Annotated in this window: 13 protein-coding genes; 6 read left to right on the forward strand and 7 right to left on the reverse strand. The window is 67.9% G+C overall.

The window, feature by feature from the left end; all coding sequences use genetic code 11:
* Positions 1 to 136: 136 nt before the first annotated feature.
* The 5 genes from GH664_RS14825 (at position 137) to GH664_RS14845 (ending at position 6001) form a co-directional block, all read left to right on the forward strand.
* Positions 137 to 1384, forward strand: coding sequence for an ROK family transcriptional regulator (locus GH664_RS14825; RefSeq protein WP_153168858.1), 1248 nt, complete (start codon positions 137 to 139; stop codon positions 1382 to 1384).
* Positions 1374 to 2918, forward strand: a complete 1545-nt coding sequence (locus tag GH664_RS14830; RefSeq protein ID WP_153168859.1) for a sugar ABC transporter ATP-binding protein — start codon at positions 1374 to 1376, stop codon at positions 2916 to 2918. Before GH664_RS14825 ends, GH664_RS14830 begins: the two co-directional genes overlap by 11 nt.
* 59 nt (positions 2919 to 2977) lie before the next feature.
* Entirely contained in the window at positions 2978 to 3964 is a 987-nt protein-coding gene (locus tag GH664_RS14835) for a ribose ABC transporter permease (RefSeq protein WP_256219474.1), read from the forward strand.
* A 99-nt stretch (positions 3965 to 4063) separates the two neighbouring features.
* Entirely contained in the window at positions 4064 to 4996 is a 933-nt protein-coding gene (locus tag GH664_RS14840; RefSeq protein ID WP_153168861.1) for an ABC transporter substrate-binding protein, read from the forward strand.
* 33 nt (positions 4997 to 5029) lie between these two features.
* Positions 5030 to 6001: a carbohydrate kinase gene (locus tag GH664_RS14845; RefSeq protein ID WP_153168862.1), complete on the forward strand. Its 972-nt coding sequence runs from the start codon at positions 5030 to 5032 to the stop codon at positions 5999 to 6001.
* 43 nt (positions 6002 to 6044) lie between these two features.
* Here the strand turns inward: GH664_RS14845 and GH664_RS14850 are convergent, their stop codons facing one another.
* Together GH664_RS14850 and GH664_RS14855 are read right to left on the reverse strand one after the other, a co-directional pair.
* Positions 6045 to 7367 carry a nitrate/sulfonate/bicarbonate ABC transporter ATP-binding protein gene (locus GH664_RS14850; RefSeq protein ID WP_153168863.1) on the reverse strand — a complete coding sequence of 441 codons (1323 nt, stop codon included), beginning with the start codon at positions 7365 to 7367 and terminating at the stop codon, positions 6045 to 6047.
* Positions 7368 to 7380: 13 nt separating this feature from the next.
* The gene (locus tag GH664_RS14855) at positions 7381 to 9111 is read right to left on the reverse strand and encodes an ABC transporter permease subunit (RefSeq protein ID WP_153168864.1); all 1731 of its coding nucleotides are present in this window, start codon (positions 9109 to 9111) and stop codon (positions 7381 to 7383) included.
* 381 nt (positions 9112 to 9492) lie between these two features.
* Here GH664_RS14855 and GH664_RS14860 point away from each other — a divergent pair, with 381 nt between their 5' ends.
* Positions 9493 to 11094, forward strand: coding sequence for a glycosyltransferase family 39 protein (locus tag GH664_RS14860; RefSeq protein WP_194270419.1), 1602 nt, complete (start codon positions 9493 to 9495; stop codon positions 11092 to 11094).
* A 101-nt stretch (positions 11095 to 11195) separates the two neighbouring features.
* On the opposite strand, the gene GH664_RS14865 is transcribed toward GH664_RS14860, so the two are convergent.
* The 5 genes from GH664_RS14865 to GH664_RS14885 all read right to left on the reverse strand — a co-directional run bounded on the left by GH664_RS14865 (position 11196) and on the right by GH664_RS14885 (position 19600).
* Entirely contained in the window at positions 11196 to 12914 is a 1719-nt protein-coding gene (locus GH664_RS14865) for a Na/Pi cotransporter family protein (protein WP_153168866.1), read from the reverse strand.
* A 221-nt stretch (positions 12915 to 13135) separates the two neighbouring features.
* Positions 13136 to 14524, reverse strand: a complete 1389-nt coding sequence (locus tag GH664_RS14870; RefSeq protein ID WP_153168867.1) for a heavy metal sensor histidine kinase — start codon at positions 14522 to 14524, stop codon at positions 13136 to 13138.
* Positions 14521 to 15198, reverse strand: a complete 678-nt coding sequence (locus GH664_RS14875) for a heavy metal response regulator transcription factor (protein WP_153168868.1) — start codon at positions 15196 to 15198, stop codon at positions 14521 to 14523. The genes GH664_RS14870 and GH664_RS14875 overlap by 4 nt, the downstream gene beginning before the upstream one ends.
* Positions 15195 to 18428 carry an efflux RND transporter permease subunit gene (locus tag GH664_RS14880; RefSeq protein ID WP_153168869.1) on the reverse strand — a complete coding sequence of 1078 codons (3234 nt, stop codon included), beginning with the start codon at positions 18426 to 18428 and terminating at the stop codon, positions 15195 to 15197. The genes GH664_RS14875 and GH664_RS14880 overlap by 4 nt, the downstream gene beginning before the upstream one ends.
* Positions 18425 to 19600 carry an efflux RND transporter periplasmic adaptor subunit gene (locus GH664_RS14885; RefSeq protein ID WP_153168870.1) on the reverse strand — a complete coding sequence of 392 codons (1176 nt, stop codon included), beginning with the start codon at positions 19598 to 19600 and terminating at the stop codon, positions 18425 to 18427. The genes GH664_RS14880 and GH664_RS14885 overlap by 4 nt, the downstream gene beginning before the upstream one ends.
* Positions 19601 to 19837: the final 237 nt, after the last annotated feature.

The following is a 19837-nucleotide window of genomic DNA, read 5'->3' on the forward strand; positions in this document are numbered from 1 at the left end:
CCCGACTTCGGTCGGGCCTTTTTCGTCCGTGAAATTTTTCCACATGGTGCTTGACATCCTCCCGATCGCGTCTTTTAATAAACCAACTTGATTTATTAATAAGAACCGCCGATCCCCGGACGGGAAGGAGACAACCATGGCAATTGCCCAAGGCGGGCGCGGCCGCAACTCGGCGCGGCTCCGTCGCTACAACGAGAGGCTGCTGCTGCAGGTGCTGCGTCGCTCGGGCGAGGCCTCCAAGGCCGAGCTCGCCCGCCGCACCCACCTCACCAGCACCGCGATCGGCAGCATCATCCAGTCGCTCGAGGAGAGCGAGCTGATCGTCTATACCGGACGCCGCACCGAGGGCCAGCGCGGGCAGCCGGCGACCCTGATCGATCTCAACCCCAAGGGCGCCTTCGGCATCGGCGTACGGCTCGACCGCGACAGCATCGAGACCGCGCTGCTCGATTTCGGCGGCAACATCCTCGCCCGCCGAGTGCATGACCGCACCCTGCCCTCGCCCGACGAGGCGCTGGCGCTGGTGCAGGCCGACATCGAGGCGGTGCTCGAGGCGATCACCCCCGAGGAGCGCGAGCGGCTTGCCGGCATCGGCGTGGCGCAGCCCTTCAACCTCGGCGCCTGGCTCAAGCAGCTCAACCTGTCGCAGCCCGACTTCCGCGCCTGGGACGAAGTCGACTTCGCCTTCGAGCTGGGCGAAGCCACCGGTCTGCCGGTGTTCAGCGAGAACGACGGCAATGCCGCCGCCATCGCCGAGCTCTTCTACGGCTGCGGGCGCGAGTACGACGATTTCCTGTATGTCTTCATGGGGCCGGTGATCGGCTGCGGCGTCGCGCTCAACGGCGACTGCCTGCGCGGCGTCACCGGCAACGCGGGCGACATCGCAGTGATGCCGGTGCCACCCGGCAACCTGCCCTCGGCACAGAAGCCGGCCGGCAAGTGGGACCTGCTGCTGTCGCGCGCGTCGCTCAATGCGCTGGCGCGCCATCTGCGCCACTCCGGGGCCATCGTCGCCAGCCACGCCGATCTCGAGCGCCACATCCGCGCCCACCATCCCGCCGTCGAGGAATGGGTGGAGGACTGCATCGATGCGCTGGTGCCGCCGCTGCATTCGGCGCTGTGCATCCTCGACGTGCCGGTGATCGTGCTCGACGCCGATGTCGACGGCGGGCTGATCGATCTGCTGCAGCGCCGCCTGGCGGCTGCGCTGGCCGAATCCGTGGCCGAGGGCCGCAGCGTGCCCGAGCTGGTGCGTGGCTCCTTCGGCTCCGACGCAGGCGCGGTCGGTGCCGCCAGCCTGCCGATGTTCTTCAGTTTCTCCCCGCGCGCCGAGATCCTGCGCAACCGGGGCATTTCGATGGAGGAAGTGCGCGATGCCGATTGATCAGACCCGCCCAGTGCTCGAGATGCGCGGCATCTCCAAGACTTTTCCGGGCGTGAAGGCCTTGCGCGACGTGTCGCTGACGCTCTACCCGGGCGAAGTGCATTCGCTGATGGGCGAGAACGGCGCCGGCAAGTCCACGCTGATGAAGATCCTGTCCGGTGCCTACCAGGCCGACGCCGGTGCGGAAATCCGCATCGACGGCCAGCCGGTGCTCATCGACGGCCCGCTGTCGGCCAGGGCGCTGGGGGTGGCGGTGATCTACCAGGAGCTGGCGCTGTGCCCCAGCCTGACGGTGGCCGAGAACATCTACCTCGGCCGCGAGCTGCGCCAGGGCGGGCGCGTCGATCGCCGCGCCATGGAAGCCGCCTGTGCCGACGTGCTGGCGCGGCTCGGCGCCGGTTTCGGGCCGAAGACCGTGGTCAGCGACCTGTCCATCGCCGAACGCCAGTTGGTCGAGATCGCCCGCGCGGTGCATGCCAACGCGCGCATCCTGGTGATGGACGAGCCCACCACACCGCTGTCCTCGCGCGAGACCGAGCGCCTGTTCGAGCTGATCCGCCAGTTGCGCGCCGACGGCCTCGCCATCGTCTACGTCAGCCACCGCATGGCCGAAATCTACGAGCTGTCGGACCGCGTGTCGGTGCTGCGCGACGGCACCTATGTTGGCACCCTGGACCGCGCCCACCTGTCGGCCGACTCGCTGGTGCAGATGATGGTCGGCCGTGACCTGTCCGGTTTCTACAAGAAGGACCACGGCGCCTACGAACCGGGCAAGGTGGTGATGGCAGTGCGCGACATGAAGGACAACCGCCGCGTGCGTGGCTGCAGCTTCGACCTGCACGCCGGCGAAGTGCTGGGTATCGCCGGCCTGGTGGGCGCTGGCCGCACCGAGCTCGCCCGTTTGATCTTCGGCGCCGACGAGCGCACCGGCGGGGAGCTGATGGTCGACGGCCTGCCGGTGCGGCTGCGCACCCCGCTCGACGCGATCCGCGCCGGCGTGGTGTACCTCACCGAGGATCGCAAGGGCCGCGGCCTGTTCCTCGACATGAGCGTGCGCGACAACATCAATGTGTGCGCCTGCTCGGACGATGCCCGCGGCGCCGGCGTGCTGAACCTCGCGAAGGCGCGCGAGCGTGCCAACGGCGCCATCCGCGACCTGAAGATCCGCGTGCCGAACTCGCGGGTGAACGTCGGCGCGCTGTCGGGAGGCAACCAGCAGAAGGTGCTGTTGTCGCGGCTGCTGGAGATCAAGCCGCGTGTGCTGATCCTCGACGAGCCCACGCGCGGCGTCGACATCGGCGCCAAGTCCGAGATCTACCGGATCATCAACGATCTCGCCCGCCAGGGAGTCGGCGTCATCGTGATCTCGAGCGAACTGCCGGAAATCGTCGGCACCGCCGACCGCGTGCTGGTCATGCGCGAAGGCGAGCTGGTCGGCGAACTCGGCGGCTATTCCGGCAAGGCCATCACCCAGGAAGCCATCATCGAACTCGCCACCGGCGCCGGCGGCGACAGCCTGCCGCGCGCCGCCTGACGGCGGCGACGCACCGCACACGAGAAACACCGCAGGAGAAGAAGATCATGGAGAAGACAATGAGCAACCTCACCGCCCCCACCCCCCTCACCGCCTCGCCGCGCGAGCGCTTCCAGTCGCTGATGCGCAACGTCGGCATGCTGCCGGTTCTGCTGCTGCTGACACTGGGCTTCGGCCTGCTGGCCGAAGGCTTCCTCACCGGGCAGAACCTGTCGATCATCGCCCAGCAGGCCTCGATCAACATCGTGCTCGCCGCGGGCATGACCTTCGTCATCCTGACGGCCGGCATCGACCTGTCGGTCGGCTCCATCCTCGCGGTGGCAGCGGTGGTGTCGGTGATGGCGTCGATGCTGCCCGGCGGCGGCTTCCTCGGCATCGCCGCGGGCCTCGCCACCGGCTTGGCGTTCGGCCTGCTCAACGGCGGCCTGGTGGCCTTCGGCAGGCTGCCGCCCTTCATCGTCACGCTCGGCGCGCTGACCGCGGTACGCGGCATCGCCCGCCTGCTCGGTGACGACAAGACGGTGTTCAACCCCGATCTGCCCTTCGCCTTCATCGGCAACGACAACCTGCTGGGCGTGCCCTGGCTGGTGTGGATCGCCGTTGCCGTGATCGCCGGCTCCTGGTTCATCCTGCGCCGCACCGTGCTCGGCCTGCACATCTACTCGGTCGGCAGCAACCCGGAAGCAGCGCGCCTGTCGGGCATCAAGGTGTGGAAGGTGTTGCTGTTCGTGTATGCGATGTCGGGCCTGCTCGCCGGGCTCGGCGCGGTGATGGCCTCGGCACGTCTGATGGCTGCCAACGGCCTGCAACTGGGCCAGTCGTACGAGCTCGATGCGATCGCCGCGGTGATCCTCGGCGGTACCAGCTTCGTCGGCGGCGTCGGCTCCATCCTCGGCACGCTGATCGGCGCGCTGATCATCGCGGTGCTGTCCAACGGACTGGTGCTCCTCGGCGTGTCCGACATCTGGCAGTACATCATCAAGGGCCTGGTCATCATCGGCGCGGTCGCGCTCGACCGCTACCGTCAGAGCGGCGCCCGCACCTGAACCCACCCCCGATCCCGCACGCCGATTTCCAATCCACCGCGCCCCGGATCCCGGTCCCGGGTCGCGGTCAGAAAAGCAGACCGGTCTGAGGAGACACCCATGTTCCATCGCAAGCTCGTCGTCGCCGGCATCGCCCTCGCTCTCGCCAGCGGCTTCGCCCAGGCCCGTGAAATCAAGTCGGTCGGCGTCACCGTCGGCTCGCTCGGCAACCCGTTCTTCGTCACCATCGCCAAGGGTGCGGAGGCCAAGGTCAAGGAGCTCAACCCCAGCGCCAAGGTGCTGGCCGTGTCGGCCGACTACGACCTGAACAAGCAATTCACCCAGATCGACAACTTCATCGCTGCCGGCGTCGACATGATCCTGCTCAACGCCGCCGATCCGAAGGCGATCGAGCCGGCGGTGAAGAAGGCGCAGAAGGCCGGAATCGCGGTGGTCGGCGTGGACGTCGCCGCGGCCGGCGCCGACGCCACCGTGCAGACCGACAACGTGCAGGCCGGCCGCATCGCCTGCGAACACATCGTCAAGCGCCTCAATGGCCAGGGCAACGTGATCATCCAGAACGGCCCGCAGGTGTCCGCCGTGGTGGATCGCGTGAAGGGCTGCAAGGCGGTGTTCGCGGCGGCGCCGGGGATCAAGGTGCTGTCCGACGACCAGGACGGCAAGGGCTCGCGCGAGGGCGGCATGAACGTGATGCTCGGCCACCTCACCCGCTTCCCCAAGCTCGACGCGGTGTTCACGATCAACGACCCGCAGGCCATCGGCACCGACCTCGCCGCGCGCCAGCTCAAGCGCAAGGGCATCGTCATCACCTCGGTCGACGGCGCGCCCGACATCGAGAACGCGCTCAGGACCGACACCCAGGTCGAGGCGTCTGCCAGCCAGGATCCGTGGGCGATGGCGCAACAGGCGATCGTGATCGGCAACGACGTGCTCAACGGCAAGCGCCCGGCCAGCCCGATGGTGCTGATCCCGTCGACGCTGATCACCCGCGACAACGTCACCAGCTACAAGGGCTGGTCGGCGCCGCGTTGAGCCCTCCGTTCAATCAACACCACGGTTCCCATCATGTTTCTGGTTTGTGGCGAAGCCCTGTTCGACGTCTTCATCGCTAGTGAGCGCCCACAGGAAACGTCTTCGACGTCTCCTCAGGATACCGATCACGCATTGCACCTGGACGCGCGCGCCGGCGGCTCGCCGTTCAACGTCGCCGTCGGCCTGGCTCGCCTCGGCCAGCCGGTGGCCTTCCTCAGCGGTCTGGCGAGGGACATGCTCGGCGAACGCCTGGTGCGCACGCTGCGGCGCGAGGACGTGGACACCCGGCTGTGTCCACTGTTCGACGCGCCCACGACGCTAGGCATGGTCGAGCTCGACGCTGCCGGCGTGCCGCGCTACGCCTTCTACGGCAACGGCGCGGCCGACCGGCTGCTGACCACCGACCAGTTGCCGGCGCTCGACGCGGGCTTCCGCGCGATCCACATCGGCTCCTACGCCACCGCGGTGGAACCGGTCGCCAGCGCGCTGGAGGCCCTGGTCCGGCGCGAGCGGGATCGGCGCTTGATCGCCTACGACCCCAACATCCGCCTCAACGTGGAGCCCTCCGTGGCGCGCTGGCGCGAGCGCGTCGACACGCTGGCCGGCCTCGCCCATCTGGTGAAGATCAGCGACGAGGATCTGCACCTGCTCTACGGGGCCGGCGTCGATGAGGCGGCATGCGCGGGGCGCTGGCTCGAGGCGGGGTGCAGGCTGGTGGTCGTCACGCGCGGCGCGAAAGGCGCCAGCGCCTGGAATGCACGCGGCCGGATGGATGTCGCGGCGCCGACGGTCGCCACGGTGGATACCGTCGGTGCCGGCGACACCTTCCAGGCGGCGATGCTCGCCCACCTGGCCGAAAGCGACCGCCTCGCTCCCGCGGCACTCGCCGCGCTCGATGGCGATGCGCTCGCCCGCCTGCTCGACTTTGCCGCCCGCGCGGCTGCGATCACCTGCTCGCGCCGCGGTGCGGACATGCCGCGGCGCAGCGAGATCGCCGACGTCTGAGCGCGTCGCCGTGGCCTGAGCCGCGAAGGACTCGCCGACCCGCTCAGGCCGGGGCTTCGCTCCCCTCACCTTCGGGCAGGTGGATGAGTCCGGTGGTGTAGCCGTACTCGAAGACCTCGCCATAGCGCCCCCATTCGATCGCCACCCGCAACACGCGGCCGGCCTCCGCCTCGTCGAGGTTCTCGCGCAGCAGCCTCAGGAAGGGCTCGACCGCCAGTTCGCCCGATTCTTCCTGCTCGAGGCTGTTGCGGATATGCGCGACGAGCGGCACATGCTCGAGCAACTGCTGGCCGAAGATCTGCTGGCGCAGCACCTTGCTGCCTTCGACGAAACGCCGGCCGATCGCGGTGATCACGATGTCGCCCTGTTCCACGCGGGCCAGCCCGAGCATGCCCAGCGCGGTCGCGACCGGCAGCAGCTCTTCGTCGGTGAGGTCGGCGGCCTCCACCAGCCGCGGCAGGTCGGCTCGGCCGAGGAAGCGCTGCTCGGCGAGCATTTCGAGCACGCCTTCCATGCGGCTGACGTCGGCATCGGGCAGGCGCTCGGCCAGATTCGCATGCGCGCGCCGCTCGACCTGGGTCAGCGGACTGCGGGCCGTCATCTGCGCGTAGACCTCGTCGATCAACTCGCGCACCCGCGGGCTGTCGGCATTGCGCGGCTGCGGCAGCGCGATGGGCAGCTCCGCGCGCACCCGCCCCGGATCGCTGGCGAAGATCAGGATCCGGTCGGCCATCATCACCGCCTCCTCGATGTTGTGCGACACGACGAGGATCGCCTTGATCGGCATGCTGCCGCTGCGCCAGAGCTGGAGGATCTCGTCGCGCAGGCGCTCTCCGGTCAGCACGTCGAGCGCGGAGAAAGCCTCGTCCATCAGCAGCACTTCGGGCTGCACGACCAGCGCGCGTGCGATGCCGACGCGCTGGCGCATGCCGCCGGAGAGCTCGCGCGGCAGCGCGCCCTCGAAGCCTGCGAGGCCGATCATGTCGATCGCCTCCGCGGTGCGGCGTTCGCGCTCGGCCTGCGGGACGCCACGCGCCTCCAGCCCCAGCTCGACGTTCTGCCACACCGTCAGCCACGGGAACAGGGCGAAGGACTGGAACACCATGCTGATGCCGCGCGCAGGGCCGTAGAGGGGCTGGCCGCGGTACCGCACTTCGCCCGCATCCGCCTGCAGCAGGCCGGCCATCAGGCGCAGCAGGGTCGACTTGCCGGAGCCGGACTGCCCCAGCAGGGCGACGATTTCTCCCTCGTGCAGCGTGAAGTCGACGTTCTGCAGCACCGCGCGCGCAGTGCCGTCCGCCGAGCGGAAGGATTTCCCCACGGCAGAGAGCTCGAGGATGGGCGAGGTCTTGAGGTCGGAAGACATGGACAGGCTCGTCTCAGTAGTGCATGCGATCTTCGGCGAGCTGGTACAGCCTGCGCCAGAAGAAGCGGTTCAATGCCATCACGTAGACGCACATCACTCCGATGCCCAGGGCGATGCGCGGGAAATCCCCGCTCGCGGTCATCTCGGCCACGTAACTGCCGATGCCATGCGCCTTCAGCGTGGTATCCCCCCAGGTGACGTACTCCGCAACGATGCTGGCGTTCCACGCGCCGCCGCTGGCGGTGATGGCACCGGTGACGAAGCTCGGGAACACCGCAGGCAGGTAGTACCGCCGCCACTTGAGGCCTCCCCTCAGGCCGAGGTTGCGCGCCGCAAGGCGCAGCTCGGCCGGCACGCTCGATGCGCCGGCCACGACGTTGAACAGCAGGTACCACTGCGTACCGAAGATCATCAGCGGAGACAGCCACAGCTCCGGGTCGAGCTTCCAGCGCACGATCAGCATCACCGCCACCGGAAACATCAGGTTTGCCGGAAAGGCGGCAAGAAACTGCGCCGCCGCCTGCACCCGCTCTGCAATCCGAGGATTGAGCCCGACCCAGATCCCCACCGGCACCCAGACGACGGCAGCCAGTGCGATCAGCACCAGCACCCGCAGCAGGGTCAGGAAGCCGAGACCGAAGACATGCCCGACTTCGGCCCAGCCGACTTCGGTGTGGATGAAGACGCCTAGGTGCCAGATCGCGAACATCAGCAGCGCCGCGATCACCGCGTCCCATCCGCGCTGGAACCCTGCCGAGGACGGCGTCGGGCGCGCCCGGATCGACGTGCCATCGAAATCACGCCGGAACCAGGCGAAGGAGCGCTCCAGCAGCGTCGCGGCCAGTTCCGCCAGCCTGCGCAGTCCGGCCGAGCGGCGTAACCAGGTGAGCAGCCAGGACCGCTGCCCAGCCTCGCCGCCGCTCTCCTCGAAGCGGAACTTGTCCGCCCAGGCGAGCAGCGGGCGGAAGAAGAGCTGATCGTAGATCAGCACGCCGACCAGCATGCCGCCGATCGCCCAGCCGATCGCCGGGAGGTCGCGCGTCTCGATCGCCAGCGCGATGTAGGAGCCGATGCCCGGCAGCCGGATGCTCTGGTTGGAGATGGAGATGGCCTCCGAGGCAACGACGAAGAACCAGCCACCCGACATCGACATCATCATGTTCCACAGCAGGCCGGGCATCGCGTAAGGCAGCTCGAGCCGCCAGAAGCGCTGCCAGCCCGACAACTGGAAGACGCGCGCCGCCTCGCCCAGTTCGGCAGGCACCGTCTTCAGCGACTGGTAGAGGCTGAAGGCCATGTTCCACGCCTGCGAGGTGAAGATGGCAAAGATGGCGGCGCATTCGACGCCGAGCAGGTTGCCGGGAAAGAGCGCGATGAAGCCGGTGATCGTGATCGACAGGAAGCCCAGGATGGGAATCGACTGCAGGATGTCGAGCAGGGGGATCAGGATCTTCTCGGCAAGCCGGGATTTCGCCGCCAGCGCCGCAAAGGCGCAGGCGAAGATCACCGAGGCGCCGAGCGCGAGGAACATCCGCAGGGTGGTGCGCAGCAGGTAGTAGGGCAAGGCCTGTGGGTTGAGCGTCAGCGGCAGCGGGTCGCCTACATGATAGGGACGCGCCATCTGGCCGGCTCCGTAGGCCAGCGACACGAGCAGGGCCAGCACCAGCGGCAGGACGATCCAGTCCCACCTGTTGCCGGTGGCATCCACAACCTGGCGCGGAAAGAACACTCTCGAATCTGACATCGAACGACAGCGTGATCATCACTGGAAATGAACGGCCATTTTCCGCCATCGAAGCTGTCATTTGGCTTGCGGCCGGCAATACGAACCGAGCCGCCTCGATTCGCACTGCGTCAATGAGGGAGGGCCGGACCCTCCCGCCGCGCAGCGCCACACGGCGGGGAATGGTCGTGCTGCTAACCGACAGGAAAATGTCAGGAATTTGAAGGCGGGCATGTTCCAGGATGCAGGCTGTTGCTCCAACAACGCTGGCGTGGCCGCGATCGCGCTTACCGCCCGATGGGCGATCGCGGCGACCCATCACCGGAGCCGATCCGAGCTTGCGAGTCCCTGCGCCTCATGCTTACTGAGCTGATCCCCACCCGGCAACACACGGCGCCCGCCATGCGTGGCGTGCCAACCGTACACCTGGACGCCGCCAATCCGGCAGGTGCCCTGCCCGGCGCAGTGGAAGAGCCCGCCAGCACCATCACCGCGCAGACGGCGAGCCGCATCTTCCGCTGGTTGTGCACCGGCCACATCCTGGTGTGGACCTTGCTCCCTGCCCTGCTCTACCACAACGCGCCTGCCGACTCGCTGGAAGGTCTGGCCTGGGGACGCATGTGGCAGCCCGGCTACGACAAGCACCCTTTCCTTGCGCCGTGGCTCACCGCCCTGTTCTCGGACCTGTTCGGGACCGTGGGATGGCCGATCTACCTGCTGGGGCAGTTGTCGGTCGTGACCTGCTTCTGGGCGGTGCGCAGGATCGCGCTCCCCATCGTCGGGCCGGTTGGCGCGCTGCTCGCCGTGGTCGTCCTCGAGGGCGTTTACTATTACAACATCAGCGCCATCACCTTCAATCCCAACGTGGCGATGCTCGCGACCTGGGCTCTGGCCACCTGGGCCTTTCGCGAAGCGCTGCAGCGTCCGGACCTCTTCCGCTGGGTGCGCGCCGGCCTGTTCGCCGGCCTCGCCACGCTCGCGAAGTACGAATCCGCGATCCTGTTCGTGGTCATGCTGTTCGCGCTGTTCGCGTTGCCCGAGGGGCGCCGGGCAATGCGCGGCAAGTCCTTCCTCGCCGGGATCGCGGCGGCCGTGCTGGTCGCCTCGCCGAACCTGTGGTGGTTGATCACGCATGATTTCGCGCCCTTCCACTATGCAATGGACAGCATGAACCTCGCCCAGGGCGGCCTGCAGCCCGGCAACCATGCATCGGCCCAGGCACGTCACCCTTACCATGCGCCGCTGTGGTTCCTGCTCGAACAGATAGGCGCCCTGCTGCCCATGCTGCTGCTGTATGCGCCGTTCGTGCGCTGGCGCGACCGGAATTTCAGCCTTCGCTCGTTCGACCGCCGCTTCATCCTCATCATGGCAGTCGGTCCGATCCTGGTGACCGAGCTGTTCGCAGTGACGGCCGACATCAAGCTGGTTGCACGCTGGGGTTATTCCTTCTTCTCGCTCGCCGGGCTCGCCCTGGTGCTCTTCTTCCCGCCCCAGCTCAGTGCGGCGCGCTGGCGCCGCTTCGGCGTGCTCGGGCTCGCCCTGCTGCTGGTGCAGGTCTGCGGCGTGTGCTGGAGCATCCTGGTCAATCCCTGGCTGAGCGGCAAACCGCCCTACACGACTGCCGCACCGCGCCATGAAGAGGCCGAATTCATGCACACCTGGTGGTATGAGCGCCAGCCGGGGCCCCTGAAATACATCGCCGGCGATCGCTGGGTGATCAGCGGCATGACCGCGTATTCGGACGAGAGGCCCACCCCCTACTTCGAGTTCAGCGACGCGCAGAGTCCGTGGATGAATGAAGCCGACCTGCGGCGCGACGGTGGCGTGCTGGTCCACAAGCTCACCGGCGACGGCGACCGCGACGACGTGATCAGCGCGATTCGCCACCGCTTTCCGGGCCTGGAAGCCGAAACCGTGACCGCATTCGCCCACGACACCCGCGCCCCGGTTCCGCCCGAACGGCTGTGGATTGCCATCCTGCCGCCCGCAGCAGGGCGCCCCTGAGCGGACGCGACCTCGCTGCATCGCCCCTGGAGGGAGAGTCCCGAGCGTCCGTCGCGAACGCGGATTTCAGCTACGAGGTCATCCGCTTCGAGCGATGCGGCTTACGAATCCCCTTGCTTCAGCACGCCGTCGCCGCCGGTCGACGCACCCTTCATCGGCTCTACCCCGGCCAGCGGATTTATCCGCCCGGCCCGCTGAAGTTTCCCTGCCGCCTCGAGTGCCGGGTAGGCAGCCGCGCAGATGTGGGAATGGATGCGCTTCAGGTCCCGCAGGATGTCGAGATGAAGGGAACTCGTTTCGATGCTTTCGATTCTTCCTTCCTTCAGCCGCGCCATGTGATTCTCCGACGCCGAGAATTCGAGTTCCCTGATCCTCGATTTCTCGTCGAGGAGCTGCCTGGCCGCTTTCAGGTCTCCTGACAGGAAGACGGTCATCGCCAGCTTCAGGTTATCCCGCACGATGCGGTGGAATTCCTGCAACTCGGCCGCACCTTCGGTGGAGAACCGCAGTTGGCGCTTGATCTTCTTGCTGGCGAGCTCCATCAGGTTCTTGTCGATGATGTCCCCGATATGTTCGAGATTGATCGCCATGCTGAGGATCTCCATCGCCCGCCGGCCTTCGGCATCGTCGAGGCTGTCGTGCGTGATCTTGAGGACATACAGCTTGATGGCCTCGTGGAGGCGGTCGACCACATCGTCCTGCTGACTCACCTCGGCGACCAGTTTCCTGTCGTTGGTCCGTATGGCCGTCATCGTCTGCTGCAACATCGAATCGATCATGTCGCCCACTCGCATCGTTTCCCTGGCCGCGCACGCCAGCGCGACCGTGGGGGTTTCGATGACGCCTTGATCGAGATAACGCGGCACTGAGGGATCGTTGGCCGGCCTCACATCGGGCAGCAAGCGCTCAAGCCCCCGGGCGAACCTGCCCAGCGGAAGGATGAACGCCAGCGCCATGACCACGTTGAACAGGGTGTGGAAATCGGCGGCGAGACGGACCGGGTTGGGCTCGATTCTCTCCAGCACTCGCACCACCGGATCGAGCAGCGGCAGGAACAGGATGCAGCCGACGACGCGGTTGATCAGGTTGCCCAGGGGCATGCGCTTGTGGGCGGGATTGCCGCTCCCGATTCCCTCCAGCAGCGGATTGAGCGCGCTGCCGAGATTCGCGCCCAGAACCAGGGCGAGCGCCGCGGCCGGCGTGAGGAAGCCGGACGAAGCCAGCGACATCGTCAGCAGAACGGTCGCGACGCTCGAATGTGCTGCCCAGGTGAGCACGGCGCCGATGAGAAGCGTCAGCACGGGTTCGCCGGTGATGGCAGACAGCAGCTCGCGGACCACGGGGACATGCTCCGCAGGCGCCAGGCTGTCCAGCAGGGTGTGCAGCGAGAGCAGCATCAGCCCCAGACCGATGGCAACCCGCCCCAGGTCTCTGACGATGGTGCGCGCACCGCGCTTGAACGCGACGACGCCGGTCACGAGCAGCAGCGGCGCCACGGCAGAGGAGTCGAAGGAGAGCAGTTGCACGATCAGCGTCGTGCCCACGTTCGCCCCGAGCATGACCGCCAGCGCCGGCGCAAGATCGACAAGCCCCGAGGCGGAAAACGAACTCAGCATCAGCGCAGTAGCGGTGCTGCTCTGCAACACGGCAGTCACGCCCACACCCGCCGCGAAGGCGTGGAACCGACTCTTCAGGACGCTGCCCAGAAAGCGCCTGATCTTGGCGCCGAAAGCGCGCACGATGCCGCTATGCACCATGTGGAGCCCCCACAGGAGCAGCGCCACGCCTCCAATGAGATCCAGCAGAATCCTTGTTCCCATCGATTCCTCCTTCCGTGAAGGAAGCCTGTTCGATGGGAATCCGGCTCACCCTGCGCCCGAACGTCTCCCATCCTGCGCGCGCAAGAGAGCGCGGGAAGCCGCCTCACCGTCCTGTGCCCAAGCGATGCGCCATGCCAGCCGGCAAGCTCGCCAACACCCGTCTGTCGAAAGGGCCGAAGAGTGATGACGTTTCATGCTAGCACCTGCGACGGAGCGGAACATCACACTGTCGCGACCGAAAGACCTATCGTGGTGATGCCGTCGCGGCTTTCGGCGAACACAGTGCCGCCATGCATTGCCGCGACGGCCTTGACGATGGCCAGGCCGAGGCCATGACTCGCGCCGTCGCCGCTGCTGCGCGCCGCGTCCACCCGGTAGAAGCGGTCGAAAAGTCGGCCCAGATGCTCGGGCGAAATCGTCGGCCCCGGGTTGGACACGGCGACGCGTGCCTGGCCGCCTGCGGACGAAACCTCGACCAGGATCTGCGCCTGCGCCGGCGCGTGGCGGATCGCGTTATGCAGCAGGTTGGTCACCGCGCGGCCGAACAGCGCGCGCTCGATCGGCGCCTCGGCATCTCCCTGCACCCGCACCGTCACCCCTGCCTCCTCCAGCAGGAAGTCCAGGAAGTCGACGGCGCGCTCCACTTCGCCCGCCAGTGACGCCCGCCGCAAGTGCTGCGGCCGCTCGCCCTGGTTCGCCCGGGCGAGGAACAGCATGTCGTTCACGATGCTGCGCAAGCGCTCGAGGTCCTCGAGGTTGGACTGCAGCACATCGACCAGGTGCGCCATGCTGCGCTCGCGTGAAAGCGCAACCTGCGTCTCACCGATGAGGTTGGTGAGCGGCGTGCGCAGTTCGTGGGCCACGTCCGCATTGAAGCTCTCGAGCTGCGCGTAGGCCGCTTCGAGACGGTCCAGCGCGCCGTTGAAGGACTGCGCCAGATCGCACAGTTCGCCGGGCAGGCGCGCCACCACCAGACGCTGGGACAGCGCGCTGGGGCTGAGGGCCTGCGCCTCGTGCGACAGGCGCCGCAGCGGCACCAGTCCGAGGTGGGTGATCAGGTAGCCGAGCGCGGCAAAAAGCGCCACCCCGGCCGATACGCTGCCCACCAGCACCGAGCGGAAGGCGCGGCGGGTGTGCGCATAGGAGGCGGAGTCGACACCCACGGCAAAGCGCAGGGCCCCGTGCAGCGCGTCGGCCGGAAAGCTTGCGCTGCGCACCATCATCGGCTCGGCGCGGCCGCCGATGCGCAACTCGCCGACGCGCGCCCCGCCCGCGGCGAAGGCTTCCACCTCGTCCGGCGGGCTGCCGTAGCGGATCTGCGCATCCGAGCTGAGGATCCAGTATTCGGTGCTGCGATCGGGCGGCGTCAGGGCGTCGAGCTTGGCGTGAATGCGCTGCCACTGCTCGGGTGTGCGCAAGCGCTTGAGCACATACTCGATGTCCTCGAACTTGGTGTCGAGCTGCGCCATCTGCTGGCGGCGCAACACGGCGGCAAGTTCGCGGTCGAGCACGTAGCCCAGCAGCGAAAGCACCACCAGCGCGGCGAGTGCGAACATCGCCGCCAGGCGCGCGGCGATCGAGCGCACCGGCCGCAGCGCCACGCTCGTCATTGGCCCTGCCGCTCCTCGAGCACGTAGCCCATGCCGCGCACGGTGTGCAGCAGGCCGCTGTGGAACGGCGCATCGACCTTCGCCCGCAGGCGCTTGATCGCGACTTCCACCACATTGGCGCTGGTGTCGTAACTGATACCCCACACCAGCTCGGCGATGGCGGTCTTGGACAGGATCTGCCCCGGGTGGCGTGCCAGCACGGTGAGCAGGGAAAACTCCTTCGCCGTCAGGTCGATGCGGATGCCCGCGCGCATGGCCTTGCGCGCGATCAGGTCGATCACGAGGTCGCCCACGCGAAGCTGCGTGGCGTCCTGCCGGCGGCTGCGGCGGGTCAGCACCTGCAGGCGGGCGAGCAGTTCGAGGAAGGAGAAGGGTTTGACCAGATAATCGTCGGCACCGGCCTGCAGCCCCTTCACCCGGTCCTCGACCCGGTCGCGCGCGGTGAGCATGATCACCGGCGTGTCCTTCACCGCCCGCAGCGAGCGCAACACCGACAGGCCGTCGAGGCCCGGCAGCATCTGGTCGAGCACGATCACATCGTAGTCCATCTCCAGCGCGAGATGCTGCGCGTCGATGCCGTCGTGCGCCACATCGACGCTGCAGCCCTGCTCGGTGAGTCCCTCGTAGAGATAGCTGGCGATCTTGAGTTCGTCTTCCACCACCAGAATCTTCATGCGTCCCTCTCCTGCGCTCTCTCCTGCGCCATCGCCATCGCGCGCCGCGCCCGGCGCGCCTCCTTGCGGCGCATGTACCAGTCGTGCGCGCGATCGAGGTAGAGATAGATCACGGGCGTGGTGAACAGCGTCATCGCCTGCGACACCAGCAGGCCGCCCACCATCGCGTAGCCGAGCGGGCGCCGCAGCTCCGAGCCCGCCCCCTGGTCCAGCATCAGCGGCAGACCGGCCAGCAGCGCGCAGGCGGTAGTCATCATGATGGGGCGGAAGCGCAGCAGACAGGCCTGGTAGATCGCCTGGTGCGCCTCCAGCCCCTGCTCGCGCTCGGCCTGCAGGGCGAAGTCGATCAGCATGATGCCGTTCTTCTTGACGATGCCGATCAGCAGGATGATGCCGATCAGCGCGATCACGCCGAGGTCGTAACCGCCCAGGCGCAGCACCAGCAGCGCGCCGAGCCCCGCCGACGGCAGCGTCGACAGGATGGTCAGCGGGTGGATGTAGCTCTCGTAGAGCAGGCCCAGCACGATATACACCGCCACCAGCGCGGCGGCGATGAGGTAGGGCTGCGTCGCCAGCGATTCGCCGAACGCCTTCGCCGTGCCCTGGAAACTGCCCGACAGGGTGGCCGGCACGCCCAGCTCGGCCTTGGCCTTGTCGATCGCCTGCACCGCGTCGCCCAACGCCGTGCCCGCGGTGAGGTTGAAGGAGATCGTCACCGCCGGGAACTGGCCCTGGTGGCTGATCTGCAGGTAGGCGCTGCGGCTCGTGTCCACCTTCACGAAGGCCGACAGCGGCACCTGCTCGCCGGTCAGCGGCGCGGTCACGTAGAGCTTGTCGAACAGCGCCGGGTCTTCCTGCAGCCTGGGGGTCACTTCCAGGATCACGCGGTAGCTGTTCGTCTGGGTGTAGTACTGCACCACCTGCCGCTGGCCGATGGCATCGTAAAGGGTGTTGTCGATCAGCGCCGGGGTGATGCCGAAGCTCGCCGCGCGTGCGCGGTCGATGACGAGGTTGGCCGCGGCAGCGGCGTTCTGCTGGTCCGAGGCGACATCCGCGAGCTGCGGCAGCTTGCGCAGCCGCTCCACCAGGCGCGGCGCCCAGGTGTTGAGCTCGTCCAGGTTGGTGTCGGTCACCGTGTATTGGTACTGGGTGCGCGACAGCCGGCCGCCGACGCGGATGTCCTGCGGCGCCTGCATGAAGAGCGCAACGCCTTGCAGCGCCGCGAGCCTCGGGCGCAGGCGGTCGATGATCTCGCTGGCGCTCAGGCGACGGCCTTCGGACTTGGGCCGCAGCGCGATGAAGAAGGTGCCGGTGTTGGCCGTGCCGCGCCCGGCGAACATGCCGAAGCCGGTGACGTCCGGATCCTGGCGCACCACGTCGGCGATCCGGTGCATGCGCTCGCTCATGGCAGCGAACGAAGCGTCCTGCGAAGTCTCGGCGAAACCGTAGATCGTGCCGGTGTCCTGCTGCGGGAAGAAGCCCTTGGGGCTGACGACGAACATCACCACCGTGAGCACGAGCGTCGCCAGGAAGACCAGCAACGTCGTGCGCTCGTGGTGCAGCACGATGTCGAGCCCGCGCTGGTAGCTGGCCTGCATCGCCGCGAAGCCGCGCTCGAAAAGCTGGTGGAGGCGGCCGTGGCGCTGCGTATGCGAGTCGGTCAGGAAACGCGAGCACAGCATCGGCGTCAGCGTCAGGGATACCACCACCGACACCACGATGGTCATCGTCACGGTGACGGCGAACTCGCGGAACAGCCGCCCGACGATGCCGCCCATCAGCAGCAGGGGAATGAACACGGCGACCAGCGACACCGAGATCGAGATGATGGTGAAACCGATCTCGGACGCGCCCTTGAACGCCGCCTCCAGCGGCTTCATGCCGGCCTCGACGTGGCGGTAGATGTTCTCCAGCATGACGATCGCGTCATCGACGACGAAGCCGATGGAGATGGTGAGCGCCATCAGCGACAGGTTGTCGAGGCTGTAGCCCATCAGGTACATGGACGCCGCGGTGCCGAACAGCGCCAGCGGCACGGTGAGGCCCGGAATCACGGTGGCCGGCACGTTCAGCAGGAAGACGAAGATCACCAGCACCACCGCGGCGATGGTGATCAGCAGCGTGCGCTCCACGTCATGCACCGAAGCGCGGATGTTCTCGGTGCGATCCACCAGCACGTTTACCGACACCGTCGGCGGAATCGCGGCGGAAAGCCGCGGCAACTCGGCCTTGATGCGATCGACGGTCTCGATCACGTTGGCGCCAGGCTGCTTGTGCACGAACAGGATCACCGCGTTGCCGCCGTGCGCGACGCCGTCGGCGGACGCCGCCGCGCCCGGGTAGGTCCAGCCGGCGGTCTGCGTGTTCTCCGGCCCGTCCACCGCCACGCCGATGTCGCGCACGCGCACCGGCGCGCCGTTGCGGTACGCGATCACGATGTCGTTCCAGGGCTCGCCTGCCAGCACCTGGTCGTTCGTGTACACCGCAAATGTCTGCTGCCGTCCGTTGATGCTGCCCGTGGGCTGGCTCACCGTGGAGTTCGCGATCACGCCGCGCACCTGCTCGAGGCTCATGCCCAGCGCGGCGAGTTTGGCGGGGTCGACCTGCACCCGCACCGAAGGCTTCTGTTCGCCGCCGATGCCGACGTCGCCGACTCCGGGCAGTTGCGACATCTGCTGCGCGAGGATGGTGTCCGCATACTCGTTCACCGCGGTCAGCGGCAGCGTGTCGGACTGCACGGCAAGCACCAGGATCGCGGCATCCGCCGGGTTGGTCTTGCGAAAGCGCGGCGGGCTGGGCAGGTTGCCGGGGAGCTGCCCGGCGGCGGCGTTGATCGCCGACTGGACGTCGAGTGCTGCCGCGTCGATGTCGCGTTCGAGCACGAATTCCAGCGTGATCTGCGTGCTGCCCTGCGAGCTGGTCGAGCTCATCTGCGACACGCCGGGAATCAGCGAGAACTGCCGCTCGAGCGGCTGCGCCACGTTCGCGGCCATCGTTTCCGGGTTGGCGCCCGGCAGGCTGGCCGACACCTGGATGGTGGGAAAGTCGACCTGCGGCAAGGGCGCCACCGGCAGCAGCGGCCAGGCGGCGATGCCGACCAGCAGGATCGCCAGCGCCAGCAACGAGGTGCCGATCGGGCGGCGGATGAAGCCGGCCGAGATGCCGCGCCAGCCTTCGTTGCCCTGCCCCGCCTCCGGTTCGCCGGATGCCCTCGGTTCCTGCACGCTCATCGGCCGTCGCTCCTCGAGCTCGCGTCGGCGCCCCGCGTGGCGGCAACCACGGCGATGCCCGGCTTCATCCTGTACTGGCCATCGGCCACCACCGTCTCGCCGGCGGCCAGCCCCTTGCCGACGACGGCCTTGTCGTCCTGGATCTGCACGACATCGACCGGCCGCATCTGCGCCTTGCCGTCAGCGCCGACGACATACACGTAGGTTCCCGCCTGGCCGCGCAGCACGGCCGAAGCCGGCACCGTGAGCGCCGCCTCGTGCTCGCCGAGCTGCAGGCGCACATTCACGTACTGGCCCGGCCACAGCTCGTGCTCCCCGTTCGCGAAGCGCGCCTTGAGCTGCACCGTGCCGCTCGCCATGTCGATGCGGTTGTCGACCAGCACCAGCTCGCCGCGGGCCAGCAGCGCATCGCCGCTTCGGTCATAGGCGAACACCGGCAGGCGGCGGCCATCCCGCCCCGCCCGGTTGATCGCCTGAACGGCGTCGCCCGGCAGGGTGAAGACGACGGCAATGGGATCGATCTGGTTGATGACCACGAGGCCACTGGCGTCATTGGCGTGGACGATGTTGCCCGGGTCGACCTGGCGTGCGCCCGTGCGCCCGGAAATCGGCGCGGTGATGGTCGCGTAGCCGAGCTGCACCTCGGCGTAATGGATCTGCGCGTCGTCCGTCTTCACTGCGGCCTGCAGCTGCGCCACCAGGGCCTTCTGCGTGTCGGCCGTCTGGTGCGACGCCGCGTCCTCCCTGACGAGCTGGGTGTAGCGCTCGAGGTCGCGCCGCGCATTGTCGAGCTGCGCCGTGTCGCGTCCCTTCTGCGCGCGCGCCTGCTCGAGCTGGGCACGCAGGGCGCGGCCGTCGAGCTCGGCGAGCACCTGGCCGGCGCGGACGTCCTGACCCTCGATGAAACCGATGCGTTCGAGCTGGCCATCGAGCCGGGTTCGTACGGTGACCGAAGCCAGCGGCTGCACGGTGCCCACCCCGGTGAGCAACTGCGGCACGTTCTCCTGCGCCACCTGCACGAGCGTGGCCGGCACTGCGGCTGCCCTCGGCGCCGGCGCGGGTGCCTCGGCACGGGAACGCAAGGTGGTCCAGCTCGCCGTGGCGGCAGCCAGGATCAGGGCACCGATGACGAGCGGGCGGCGGACGAAGCGATTGCGGGAACGGTCATTCATGGAACGTCGGCCTTCAGGAACGGGCGATGCCGCTGCGGAAGCTGCAGACACAACCGGTCAGCGGGCGGATGGCCCATGTTAGCCCGTCGCGCCGGTCACGATGCTGACCGCAGCCTGACAATCCTGTCAGCCCCGCTGCAGCGCATGCCGCAGCTTGCGCGACCGGGCGTGCCGGGCGCCCCTCGCCCTCGACCGCGGGCGCCAGGATGCAGGCGACGCACACTGCCTTTCCACTGC

Origin of the sequence: Thauera sp. 2A1 (assembly GCF_009469595.2) — a bacterium.
GTDB lineage: Bacteria > Pseudomonadota > Gammaproteobacteria > Burkholderiales > Rhodocyclaceae > Thauera.